The sequence below is a fragment of the Deinococcus sp. NW-56 genome (genome assembly GCF_002953415.1).
In the GTDB taxonomy this organism is placed as follows: domain Bacteria; phylum Deinococcota; class Deinococci; order Deinococcales; family Deinococcaceae; genus Deinococcus.
In genome coordinates, this window is sequence record NZ_CP026516.1 from 698,591 (window position 1) to 710,084 (window position 11,494).

At 71.4% G+C, this 11,494-nt stretch carries 14 protein-coding genes; 4 read left to right on the forward strand and 10 right to left on the reverse strand.

The features are described 5' to 3' along the window. Positions 1-13 precede the first annotated feature (13 nt). The 3 genes from C3K08_RS03560 to C3K08_RS18235 form a co-directional block, all read right to left on the reverse strand. Complete coding sequence (locus C3K08_RS03560; protein ID WP_104990063.1) at positions 14-1,621, reverse strand: S49 family peptidase; 1,608 nt, start codon at positions 1,619-1,621, stop codon at positions 14-16. A 5-nt stretch (positions 1,622-1,626) separates the two neighbouring features. Further along, on the reverse strand, positions 1,627-2,436 hold the full coding sequence (locus tag C3K08_RS03565; protein ID WP_104990064.1) for a group III truncated hemoglobin: 810 nt from the start codon (positions 2,434-2,436) through the stop codon (positions 1,627-1,629). A gap of 61 nt (positions 2,437-2,497) precedes the next feature. Then, positions 2,498-3,127 carry a hypothetical protein gene (locus tag C3K08_RS18235; RefSeq protein ID WP_199776982.1) on the reverse strand — a complete coding sequence of 210 codons (630 nt, stop codon included), beginning with the start codon at positions 3,125-3,127 and terminating at the stop codon, positions 2,498-2,500. Positions 3,128-3,280: 153 nt separating this feature from the next. Between C3K08_RS18235 and C3K08_RS03575 the strand changes: the two genes are divergently transcribed. Next, entirely contained in the window at positions 3,281-4,108 is an 828-nt protein-coding gene (locus tag C3K08_RS03575) for a helical backbone metal receptor (protein ID WP_104990065.1), read from the forward strand. Here the strand turns inward: C3K08_RS03575 and C3K08_RS03580 are convergent. The 7 genes from C3K08_RS03580 to C3K08_RS03610 all read right to left on the reverse strand — a co-directional run bounded on the left by C3K08_RS03580 (position 4,005) and on the right by C3K08_RS03610 (position 9,700). Continuing rightward, entirely contained in the window at positions 4,005-4,598 is a 594-nt protein-coding gene (locus tag C3K08_RS03580) for a TetR family transcriptional regulator C-terminal domain-containing protein (protein WP_104990066.1), read from the reverse strand. The two genes, C3K08_RS03575 and C3K08_RS03580, sit on opposite strands and share 104 nt — an antisense overlap. Before the next feature lie 44 nt (positions 4,599-4,642). Then, complete coding sequence (locus tag C3K08_RS03585) at positions 4,643-5,104, reverse strand: hypothetical protein (protein WP_104990067.1); 462 nt, start codon at positions 5,102-5,104, stop codon at positions 4,643-4,645. Between the two features lie 120 nt (positions 5,105-5,224). After that, complete coding sequence (locus C3K08_RS03590) at positions 5,225-5,833, reverse strand: GNAT family N-acetyltransferase (protein ID WP_104990068.1); 609 nt, start codon at positions 5,831-5,833, stop codon at positions 5,225-5,227. Positions 5,834-5,907: 74 nt separating this feature from the next. Further along, positions 5,908-6,567: a recombination mediator RecR gene (gene recR, locus C3K08_RS03595; protein WP_104990069.1), complete on the reverse strand. Its 660-nt coding sequence runs from the start codon at positions 6,565-6,567 to the stop codon at positions 5,908-5,910. 25 nt (positions 6,568-6,592) lie between these two features. After that, positions 6,593-6,883, reverse strand: coding sequence for a YbaB/EbfC family nucleoid-associated protein (locus tag C3K08_RS03600; RefSeq protein WP_104990070.1), 291 nt, complete (start codon positions 6,881-6,883; stop codon positions 6,593-6,595). A gap of 69 nt (positions 6,884-6,952) precedes the next feature. Further along, positions 6,953-7,630 carry an NUDIX domain-containing protein gene (locus tag C3K08_RS03605; RefSeq protein ID WP_104990071.1) on the reverse strand — a complete coding sequence of 226 codons (678 nt, stop codon included), beginning with the start codon at positions 7,628-7,630 and terminating at the stop codon, positions 6,953-6,955. Between the two features lie 96 nt (positions 7,631-7,726). Beyond that, the gene (locus C3K08_RS03610) at positions 7,727-9,700 is read right to left on the reverse strand and encodes an amylo-alpha-1,6-glucosidase (protein WP_234009148.1); all 1,974 of its coding nucleotides are present in this window, start codon (positions 9,698-9,700) and stop codon (positions 7,727-7,729) included. A gap of 109 nt (positions 9,701-9,809) precedes the next feature. Here C3K08_RS03610 and infC point away from each other — a divergent pair, with 109 nt between their 5' ends. The 3 genes from infC to C3K08_RS03625 all read left to right on the forward strand — a co-directional run bounded on the left by infC (position 9,810) and on the right by C3K08_RS03625 (position 11,352). Next, positions 9,810-10,430, forward strand: coding sequence for a translation initiation factor IF-3 (infC, locus tag C3K08_RS03615; RefSeq protein ID WP_104990073.1), 621 nt, complete (start codon positions 9,810-9,812; stop codon positions 10,428-10,430). A 114-nt stretch (positions 10,431-10,544) separates the two neighbouring features. Continuing rightward, the gene (locus C3K08_RS03620) at positions 10,545-10,790 is read left to right on the forward strand and encodes a glutaredoxin domain-containing protein (protein WP_104990074.1); all 246 of its coding nucleotides are present in this window, start codon (positions 10,545-10,547) and stop codon (positions 10,788-10,790) included. 139 nt (positions 10,791-10,929) lie between these two features. Further along, a complete protein-coding gene (locus tag C3K08_RS03625; protein WP_104990075.1) occupies positions 10,930-11,352 on the forward strand; it encodes a DUF805 domain-containing protein in 423 nt (140 codons plus the stop codon). The last annotated feature ends 142 nt before the right edge of the window (positions 11,353-11,494 follow it).

Genomic DNA, 11,494 nt, shown 5'->3' on the forward strand with positions numbered 1-11,494 from the left:
CCTCGGGCGCGGATTACCGCACCTTCACTTCCTGATCGAACCACGTCAGCACCCGCTCGCGGCCGAAGGGCCACACGGACACGCGGGCGGCGTCGGCGGCCTCCTGCGCAAACTCGGGGAAGGGGCCGGTCTTGGCGGGGGCGGCGTTCCAGACGGGGGCGTCGTAGGGCAGGCCCGCCAGCTCGCGGGCGCGGGCAAGTCCGGTCTGAAGGTCGCCCAGCTCGTCGATCAGGCCCAGCTCCAGTGCGTCCAGTCCGCTCCAGATGCGGCCCCGGCCGATCTCGTTGACCTGCTCGGTCGTCATCTTCCGGCCCTCGGCCACCCGGCTGATAAAGCGGTCGTAGACCTCCGAGATGCCGCGCTTGACGTGCTCGCGCTCATCCTCCGAAAAGGGGCGCGAGGCCGTGTACATCAGTGCCCGCTCGCGGCCCACCGCCTCGGGCCTGAGGCCGTGGCGGGCATTGAAGTCGCGCAGGACGGGCTTGCCGCTCACCACGCCGATGCTGCCCGTGAGGGTGTACGGGCTGGCGACCACGTGCTTGGCGTGCGTCAGCACGTAATAGCCGCCGCTCGCCGCGTACTCGCCCATCACGGCGACGACGGGCTTGTCGGAGGTTGCCACCTCGCGCCAGATCAGGTCGGAGGCCAGGGCCGAGCCGCCGCCGCTGTCCACGTACAGGACGATGGCCTTGGTCGTCTTGTCCTTCTTGGCGTGCCGCAGCGCCGCGACCACGGTGTCGGACCCCGCCTGCGGGCCGCCCAGCAGCGGCAGAGGGAGGGGATTGTTCTTGCTCTTGCCGGTGACGATGGTGCCCACCAGCGACACGACGGCGACCCGCCCGGCCTTGGGGTTGCTCGGCTTCTTGGGCATCAGCAGGTCGAGGACCGCCGCCATCGGCCGGGTGCCGGGGCCGATCAGGTCGTCTTCGTAGGCCACGCGGTCGATCAGGCCCGCCTCCCGTGCCCCGTGGGCGCTCGTCAGGTCGCCGGTCAGCCACGTGCGGGCCACGTCCTCGCTGACCCCACGGGCCGCCGCGAGGTCACGCGCCCAGGCCGATTCCAGCCCGTGCAGGTACGCCGTGAGCTGCTCGCGGTTGGCGTCGTCCATGTGGTCCTGCGAGTAGCGGGTCAGGGCCGCCTTGTACTCGCGGATGCGCAGGTTCTCGAACTCGATGCCGCTCTTGCGCAGGAACTCGCCCAGGAAGGTCTGCTCCAGTCCGAAGCCCGGCACCATCACGTCCGCCGACTCGGGCGAGACGACTTCACGGGCGCCGCTCGCCGCGATCAGCCCAGTCATGGTGAGCTGCGGCAGGAAGGCCACGACCCGCTTTTCCCCCGCCAGCCGCGAGAGGATGCCCCGAATCGCGTGCGCGGTCGCAGGCGAGGCCGTGAACTCGGAGAAGCGCACGAGGACGCCGTGCAGCCACTCGGCGCCGCGCAGCTTCTCGGCGCGGGCTTCCAGCGCCTCCAGCGTCTCGGTGCGGTTGAGCAGCGCCTGGATGGGGTTACTCGGTTGCCGCGCCGGGTAGCTTCCGTGCAGGTCGAGAATCACCCAGGTCGGCCGGGTCACGCCGTCCGGCAGCGGATCGCCGGACCGGGGCAGAAAGGGAATGTTGACCATACCCCCTAGCCTACGCGCCCCGGCCGGGGACGGTTCCCCAGCCGCGCCCCCATCGCCCCGGCGCGGGTTAAGAGAAGGTCGGTCGCTTCGGGCGGCAGGTGCGCCCGCGCCGCCTCCCCGAACAGGGCCAGCCAGCGCTCCAGATGGGCTCCCCGGATGCCCAGCCCCGCGTGGACATGGTTGAGGTTCCCCCGCCACGCTGGACCGCCCCCCAGCATCGTGACCCAGAAGGCCGTCACGCGCTCCAGGTGGGCGTCCCAGTCGGTGACGTGCGCGGCGAAGATCGGCCCCAGCAGCTCGTCCACCCGTGCCCGTGCGTAGAAGTCGGCCAGCAGGGGCCGCAGCGCCGCCTCGCCGCCGACCGCCTCCAACGGGGTGGCCGGAAGGCGGGGGGAGGCCTCGTCCAACGCCGCCAGAAACGCCGCCTTGCGTTCGGGCGGGAGGGTCGGCCCGGCCCAGGCGGTGAGGGCGCCGTGGGTCCAGTGGAGGGGCAGTTCTCCCTCCCAGGCGTGGACGACTGCCCCGCGCGGTGCCCCCGCCCATTCCCCGGCGGGGCTACCAGGCCACACCCGTGTCCCCAGAACCCGGCCTGCGAGCGCCGCCCCAGTTCCCCAGGCGAGGGTGGGCACGCCCCGGCGCCGGGCCTCCGACGCCAGCGCCAGCAGCGCCCAGCGGTCGGGCCTCTCCCGCACGTCGGCCACCGGCTCACCGTCGTGCGGGAGCAGCAGACCCGCCGCACCCGGCAGCGCCTCCGGGGTGGCGGGCTCGGTGGGCCAGTCCGGCAGTGGGAGGGAAGAGAGCAGGGCACCGGGCATGGGGCCAGGATAGGGAAGACCCCCGGCGCACAGGGTCCGGGGGTCACCTTCGGGGGATGGGTTACTCGTTGGTGTCGGTCGGGGGGGTCGGTGTGCCCTCGTCCGCGCCCCCACCCTCGCCCTGCTGCCCGCCGGTCTGCTGCCGGGGCGGGGCCTCGTTGTCGTCGCGGTTCTCGCCGCCCAGCGTGTCGGCGATGTCGGCGGCTTCCGAATCCTCGATGGTGGGGTTGGCCGCGCTGGACTTTTCGACGTTCGAGGCGCCGGTCTGGCCCACCTCGGTCTGCTCGTCGCCGCCCTCGGGGGCGGTGGGCGAGGGCACGCCGCTCGTCTCTTCCTGGCCGCCCACGCCGTCGCCCTCGGGGGTGGACTCCTCGGTGCCGCCGCTCTGCTGCCCGGCGGGGGCCGCCACCGCGCCGTTCTCGCCGGACTGCTCGCCGCCCAGCGTCTCGGGGCGGGTGTCGCCCTGCGGCTGGGTAAGCTGGTCGGAGCCCTGGGTCGCGGCGCTCTTGGGCGAGGGCGCGTCCTCGCTCTTCACGTCCTGCGTGGTGGGGTCACCGATGCCCTCGGCGCCCGCCTTGGCTTCCTCCTCCTCGGCGTTGTGCGGGGTGGTCGCGATGCGGTACCCGGCATACGAGCCGCCCAGCGTGAGCGCCAGCAGCAGCGTCATGGTGACGGCAAAGGTGTTCTTCATAACGCCCCAGCCTACCATGCGGTCAGGGGCCTTTGGCCCGCGCTCAGCGGGAAAGCGGTGAGGGTTGACCCGCGCCGCCTTTACCCTTTTCGGGCGCGGCCCTCCCGCCACCTCAAGGTGCAGGGTGGGGCTTCCCCTGGGCTACCCTGGGGCGTGCGCCTCGCCTCCCTGACCGCCTCCAACTCGGACATTCTCGCGGCCCTGGGCGCGGCGGGACAGGTCGTCGCCGTGGACAGCCACAGCGACGCGCCCGGCTTGCAGGCGGCCGTCCGGGTCGGCCCCGACCTCGACATCGACGTGGGGGCGGTCGCGGCGGCGCGGCCCGACCTCGTGCTCGCCAGCCTCAGCGTGCCGGGGATGGAGCGGGTGGTCGCGGAGCTGGAGCGGGAGGGGCTGCCCACCCTGGTCCTCGACCCCGTGAGTGTCGGGGATACTCTGGCCGACATCCGGACCATCGCGGCGGCCATCGGCTGCCCGGAGCGGGGCGCGGCGGTCGCGGATGCACTGAGGGACGAACTCTCCCGCCTCATCCGACCCTTCTCCCGGCCTCCCCGCGTGCTCGTGGAGTGGTGGCCCCGGCCCATCATCGCGGCGACCCGCGAGTCGTGGGTGACGGACCTGCTCGCCGGGCTGGGCGCCGTGAACGCCCTGGGGGACCGGGCGGGCCGCAGTTCACCCCTCACGCTGGAGGAGGTGCGGGCGGCGCAGCCCGACCTGATCGTCTGCTCGTGGTGCGGGGCGAAAAAGCTCCGCCCGGAGGTGATCGAGGCGCGGGGGCTGGGGGTGCCGGTGGTCGCGGTGCCGGAGAGTGGGTTGGGTCGCCCCGGTCCCCGGCTGGTGGAGGGAGCGCGGCAGATCGCGGCGGCGCTCGCGGCCTTTAGCGAGCGGGAAGCCAGCCCAGCAGCGCCCGCAACCCCCGCAGGCACTCAGCCCGGTACGCCTCCAGGTCCGGCTCCGGGTCGGCCAGAAAGCGCACGCTGAGGCCCTCGACAAGCGCCCGCAGCAGCCGCGCTCGCTCCCCGGCCCCTTCCTCGCCGCCCAGCCGCGCGAGTTCGAGGTCGAGGGCCAGCGTCTCGCGCAGAAAGTCGCGCTGCACGGCCATCAGCTCGGGGTCGCGGGTGGCGGCGGCCAGAAAATCGAGGGACACCGTGTAGAAGCGCCGGGTGTTCTCCACCCCGTAGAACTGGTTGTCCACGTAAGCCCGCAGCTTGGCCTCGGGGGAGGGGGCCTGACGCAGCGCCCGGCGGGTGGCGACCGTGACCGTGCGGGTAAAGCGGCGCATGACGGCGGCGAGCAGCCCCGCGCGGCTCCCGAAGTGGTAAGCCAGCGTGCCCTTGCTGACCCCCGCGTGCCGGGCGATGTCGGCCAGCGTCACGTCCGCGTAGCCGCGCTCGTAGATCGCAAAATACGCGGCCCGTTCCAGGGCGGCGCGGCGGGCGCGGTCCTGAATCGGGTTGACGCGGCGGGCCATGAGGGGCAGGGTAGCGGGTCCGGCGGGGCGCACGCCTCTGCCCGCTACTTCGCCCCGTGCCGCAGGAACTCGCGCATCTCGTTCACGCAGGGGCTGGCCTCGTGCTGGGCGCTGCTGCCCGTCACGGTCCGCAGCAGGCCCGCGTCGCTGAGGTAAAGCTGGCTGATGCGGTACGCCACCCCGTTCGCCTCGTGGGTGTAGGCGGCAAGGACCCCCCAGGTGCCCCCGCGTTCCACAGGTTGCGTCACGACCTCGGCCACGGTCTTCTGGCCGCCCAGCGTGCGCTGAAGCCGCACGGCGAAGGTCCGCGCCGAGGCCTGGGTGCGGAAGGTCGGCAGCGCCTGCCCGTGCCGCTCCTCACGGATCAGGCACGCGCCCGAGGCGTCGGCCCAGACGGCGGCGTTGCCGTTCACCGGGGTCCAGCCCTTCATGGGGACCACCAGGGCCAGGGCGGAGGGGGCGCTCAGGGCAAAGACCGCGCCGAGCACGCGCAGAGGGGCAGACATGCGGCCAGTGTACTCACAGCGGTGGCCCCTCATGTGGCCCGAGCGGAGCGAGCAACCGTGAGCGAGAGGGGTCCCTTCCTCCACTCGACGGAACGGAGCACCGCGCTCAGGCGGCGGCCCTCACCGCGAGGCCAGCCGCGCCTCTAACCCCGCCCGCACCCCCGGCCACTCCGCCCTCAGCACGCTGAACACCACGCTGTCGCGGGCAAATCCATCGGGTCGCACCTGGTACTGCCGCAAGGTGCCCTCGCGCACCGCGCCCAGTTTCTCCAGCGCTCGCAGGCTGCGGGTATTGCGGGCGTCCACCTTGAACTGCACCCGGTTCGCGCCCAGCTCCCCGAACGCGCGGGCCATCAGCAGCAGCTTGGCCTCCGGGTTGGCGGCGGTGCCTTGCGCGGCGGGGACCAGCATGGTGCCGATCTCGACCCAGCGGTCGGCGGGCCGGACCTCGCTGTAGCTGATGCGGCCTGCGGCCCGTCCGTTCATCAAGACCGCCCAGTTCAGGCGGGCGGGCAAGGCGTTGAGCCGGGTGATGTACTCGGCCCACCCCTCCACCGTCTGCGGTTCCGGCCCACCCCGCGAGAGCAGCGCGTAGGTCCCCTCGTCCGCCCCCGCGTGGAGGTCGGCGGCGTGCGCTTCCGTCAGCGGCACCAGCGTGACGTGCCGTCCAGAGAGGGGCACGGGCCGGAACCACTCGTCGGTCGGGGCGGGCGTCACCGGGGCGTTCATCCCCCCACCGTACCCGGTCCAGAAGCAGAAGAAGCCCCGCCGGGGAGATCCAGGCGGGGCAGGGCAGAGGTGGGTCAGAACGGGGCGGAGGTCGGCTCGGGTCCCTCGTCTTCCGGCTTGCGGAGCGGGGGCGCGGTGGCCTCGCTGACCCGGCGCCGTCCGCTGAGTGCCCGGCCCAGCGTCACCTCGTCGGCGTATTCCAGCGCCCCGCCCACCGGGAGGCCGTAGGCGATGCGGCTCACGACCGCGCCCAGCGGTTCAAGCAGCCGCTGAAGGTAGAGCGCGGTGGCGTCCCCCTCCACGGTGGTCCCGGTCGCCAGGATGACCTCCATGCCCTGCTGCACGCGTGGCAGCAGGGGCCGGATATGCAGCCGCTCGGGGCCGACGCCGTTCATCGGGCTCAGGACCCCGTGCAGCACGTGGTAGAGGCCCCGGTACTCGCCGCTGCGCTCGATGGCGATCACGTCGCCGGGTTCCTCGACCACGCAGATCACGCTCTGGTCGCGGGAGGGGTCGCTGCACACGTCGCAGCGCTCGGCGTCGGTGATGTTGAAGCAGACCGGGCAGGTGTGCAGTTCGCGCTTGGCCGAGAGCAGCGCCCCGGCCAGCCGCTCGATGTCCTCGCGCGGCTGCTCGAACAGGTGAAAGGCCAGCCGCTGGGCACTCTTGGGGCCGATCCCCGGCAGGCGCGACAGCTCGCGGATCAGGGCGACCAGACTGGGTGGGTACTTCATGCGTCACCCCACTGAGGGCTCTCCATCAGAAGCCGGGCAGCCCCAGCCCGCGCGTCGCCTCCTGCTGGAGGGCGTCCGCCTTGGCCGAGGCGTCCTGCAGGGCCACGAGGAGCAGGTCCTCGAGGGCCTCCACGTCGTCCGCGTCCACCGCTTCGGGCTTGATTTTCAGGGCCGTCACCTTGCCGTGCCCGTTCATGGTGACGGTCACCAGCCCGCTCGCCGTGCCCTCCACCGACTGCGCGGCGAGGTTTTCCTGAATCTTGGCGGCGGCGACCTGCGCCTGCTGCATCTGCTTCATGAGCTTCTTCATGTCCATAGCTGCCCCATTCTACCGAGGGGGACTGCCCTGGACCGTGCCCGGTACGGGGATGCCCCAGCCCGTTTGCTACAGCGCCGCCGCCCGCGCTCCCTTTGCCCGGCGGTAGAGCTGCGCGGGGCGGCCCGGCCCGCTGCGCCGCTCGCCGCTGGGAACGAGGAGGCCCTGCGCGAGTAGCCGCTTGCGGAAATTGCGCTTGTCGAGGGGCCGGTCGAGGATCGCCTCGTGGACGCGCTGGAGTTCCGGCAGGGTAAAGGTGTCGGGCAGGAATTCCAGCGCGAGGTGGGCGTATTCCAGCCGCACCCGCAGCCGTCCCAGCGCCCGCGTCAGGATCGCGGCGTGGTCGAAGGCGAGTGCGGGCGGGCGGTGCGCCGGAAACCACCCCGCCCCTAACGTGTGCCCCCCACCTGTCACGTCCACCGTGCCGTGCGCGAGGACCGCGAGGTGCGCGACCGACACGATGCGCCCACGCGGGTCCCGGCCCGGTGCCCCGAAGGTATAGAACTGCTCGAGGTGCCGGGGTTCCAGCGTCACCGAGGTTTCCGTCCGCAATTCGCGTAAGGCCGCCTCGTGCAGGTCCTCGCCGGGGTGCACGAAACCGCCGGGCAGCGCCCAGTCGCGGGCATGGGGCAACTCGCCGCGGTGCACCAGCAGCACCTGCAACTCGCCCTCGTGCATGGCGAAGGCCGCCACGTCTACCGCCAGGCCGACCTGGGTCGCCTGGGGCGGCAGAGCAAGTGTCTCCATGACACGAACTGTAGGCCCCGTGCGGGGGAGCGTCAAGGACATAAGTGTGGGGACGTGGCCCGGCTTGGCGTGCGCCACACGCGGTTCCCGCCCCAGTTAGGGGTCGGGTACTCCCCGCTCTGCCCGCGCCACGGCCACATGTGCCCGCAGCAGTTCGGCCACGCTCCACGCCTGAAAGGGACACCCACCGGGCCGCAGGTTCCCGCCTGCGAACACCTCGCTGACATGCCCCACGCCTGCCTCCCCCACATGGCCGGTCAGCCCCCGCAGCGCGGCGCGGGCACGGTCCACCTCGCCCCGCGAAAGCAGCAGGTCGATGTACGCACCCAGCGGCCACGGCCACACGGTGCCCTGGTGGTAAGCGGCGTCGCGCACGAGCTGGTCGCCGCCGTAGTTACCTCGGAAGCGCGGGTCCAGGGGGCTCAAGGTATGCAGCCCCAGGGGGGTGAGCAGCTCGGCCTCGGCCCGCCGTACAGCCACTTCCACCTGCGCGGGGGTAGCAGGCATGTCTGGCAACGCCAGCGCGATCAGGGCATTCGGTCGAATACTGGGGTCGGCCTCGCCATTCTGGGAGAGAGTATCGGCGGGGAAGTCACCGGCCAGGAACGCCGCGAAGCTGGCCTGCGCCTGGGTGAGCCGTTCGCCATATTGCGGCTGTTCTCCCAGCAGGCGCGAGAGCCGTCCCTCCGCTGCCAACGCCGAGAGCCACAGCCCCTGAATCTCGATCGGCTTGCCGTGGCGGGGGGTGACCACCCAGTCCGCGATCTTCACGTCCATCCAGGTGAGCTGCACGCCCGGCTCCCCGGCGAGGAGCAGCCCGCCTTGCGGGTCCACCCGGATGCCGTGGTCCGTGCCGCGCACGTGCCAGTCCAACAATTCGCGCAGCCGGGGCAGCGCCTCCCGCGCGAAGGCGAGGTCGCCCGTCGCCCCTACGTACCGCTCCAGCGCCACCGCCAGCCACAGCGCCCCGTCCACCGTGTTGTACCCGGCGCCCGTACCGTCTTCCAGAAAGTTGTTGGGAATCAGGCCCCGGCGCAGGGTGGTCAGGAAGGTCTCCAGTAGGGCGCGGGCCTCGGCGTGCCGCCCGGTCGTGAGGGTCAGGCCGGTCAGCGCGATCATGGTGTCGCGCCCCCAGTCCGCGAACCACGGATAGCCCGCGATCACGCTCAGCCCCGCCTCGCCCCGCCGCACGAGGTAGGCGTCAGCAGCCACAGCGAGGGTGGCGACGAGGTTGTCGCCGGGCAGCCCGGTCGCCTCCCACGCCTGCTCCACGAGTGCCCGGCGCCGCGCCGCCTCCGCGTCGTAGGCGGCCCAGGGGTCGGGCACGTCTCCTTCCAAACCACCCACCACCAGCGCCACCTGCCCCCCACCCGGCGGCAGCGTGACCTTCCACAGCGCCGCGCCCACGACCCGCTCGTGCTCTGGCTCGCCCCGCGCCTCGTCGTGGCGGAAGTAGACGCGCTGGGTGAATGGTTGGGGCGTCAGCCCTTCCACCGCCGCACCGGGGGCGTGCAGATTGACCCGTGTTTCCCGCGTCCCGCGCACCTCGGCCCGCGTCCCTTCTCCTCTGAAGGTCAGCTCTGGCGCCCGCTCGTGCGTATGGTGCATGTCGCGGTCGGCGAAAAAGCCGCCCAGGGTCAGCGTAACGGCCTCCCGCGCCTCCACCTCGTACAGAAAGACCACCGCGCCCGAGTGCCGGGGCATGAAGGTCCGTCGCCTCACCCGCACCCCGCCCACAAGCTGCTCGCGCTCGGGCAGCAGGTCGCGCAGCGTCACCCCCGCGAGCCAGGTCAGGCCGTCGCCCTCAAAGACGTTGGGGGCCAGTTCCAGCGCGTGCAGGGTGATTTCGCCCTGGCCCGTGCCGACCCTCTCCAACGGCGAGACGAGGTGCTGCCAGCGGCCCACCGGAGGCTGGTGGCTGACCGCCAGCCCCGAGTAGCAGCGGGTGGGCACCCCGGCGAGGCTGCTCAGCGCGAAGCCGCCCAGCCCGTCGGTGAGCAGCACTTCGGGGTCGGGGTCGCGGGCCTGAAGGGGACCATAAGACCGGAGCACGGCGGGATCGGGCGTCATGTGTTCCAGCATGCCGGGCGCGGGGGGCCGCGTGGTAAACTGACCTGTCACGTCGGGACTCCGGTGGACACAGCCGCTTTCCGGCCAGCGTGCAGGAAGGCGTGCGGAGGTGATTGCAATAGCGAAAGAACACAAGGTCAACGAGCAGATTCGCGTCCGTCAGATTCGTCTGATCGGCGCGGAGGGCGAGCAGGTGGGGATCATTGACACGCGCGACGCGATGGCGATGGCGCGCGAAAAGGGCCTCGACCTCGTGATGGTCAGCCCGCAGGCCGTGCCGCCCGTCTGCCGCCTCCTCGATTATGGCCGCTTCCGCTACGAGCAGCAGCAAAACGAGAAGGAAAACCGCAAGCGTGCCCGTGCCCAGGAAGTCAAGGCGATCAAGTTCCGCGTCAAGATCGACGACCACGACTTCAACACCAAGGCCGGACACGTGCGCCGCTTCCTCGAAGAAGGCCACAAGGTCAAGGTCACCATCATGTTCCGTGGCCGCGAGCGCACCCACCCCGAACTCGGGGAGCGCATCCTGCACCGCGTGGCCGACACGCTGGCCGATATCGGCGCCCCCGAGGGCATGCCCTCCATGATGGGTATGGACATGAACATGATCATGGTCCCCAAGGCTCCCCCCAAGGCCAAGCCCAGCGAGGCCCGCGCCGACGACACCCCGGCCGCCGATGCTTCGGCCCCCGCCGGGGAAGCGCCGGTCAGCCCGATTCCGAGCGCCTAACCTTTTTTGCCCGTCCAGCGGCCTGCCTTCCGGGGCGGGCCGCTGTTCTTTTTGCTCCTCGGGTTGAGGGCCGGTCCACCTTCTCCCGGCTTCAAACGGGCTAGGCTGCGCCCCATGATCAAGATGTACACGACGAGCTGGTGCCCCGACTGCGTGGCCGCCAAGCGGGCACTGACCCAGAAGGGCCTCGCCTTCGAGGAAATCAACATCGAGCAGGACGACGGGGCGGCCGAGTACGTCATGAGCGTGAACGGCGGCAAGCGCAGCGTGCCCACCCTCGTCAGCGGCGACGTAGCCCGCAGTCTCAGCGGGTTCCGGCCCCAGAAGCTTGACGCGTTTCTGGCCGAAGCCGGGCTGTAAACCTGGGGACCAGGGGGCAGTTCCGGCTGGAGCTGCCCTGTTCGGTGTTCCGCGCATGTGCGGCGCCTGTCATTCAGCCAGCGCTTATGATCCTCTCACCCGGTCGCAGCTCTGACCTGATCCGGGCTGAGGAGGCCGCATGAACGACTACCTGAATGTCATCCGGAACCATTACGCCGATTTCCGGGGCCGGGCGAGGCGCCGGGAATACTGGATGTTCTACCTGATCAATACGCTGATCAGCGTCCTGCTGTACCTTCCATTCTTCCTGCAAACCGTGACCGCGCCCGATCCGGAGGCGGTGACGCCCAGTGGACTGGCCCTGCTCAGCCTCATCGCGGGGGGGCTCTACAGCCTGTTCATCCTGATTCCGTCCCTGGCCGTGAGTGTCCGGCGGCTGCACGACACGGGCCGCAGCGGCTGGTGGTACCTGATCAACTTCGTGCCTCTTGTCGGTGGCCTGATCTTCCTGATCTTCATGGTTCTTGGCAGCCAGCCCGGCCCCAACCGCTGGGGGCCGAATCCCAAAGGGCAGACCGCGAACGTGGCGGCCGACTGGTAGGGGAGACCGGGTGGGGGGCGCGGTTGCTCCCAGCCTGCCCCGCCCGCTATCCTGCCTCCCATGAGCCTCCTTGCCCATCACTCCGGTCTGGTGATGAGGGCGGGAGCGTCCCGGCGACCGCCGATGCCCGGCCCAGTCACGC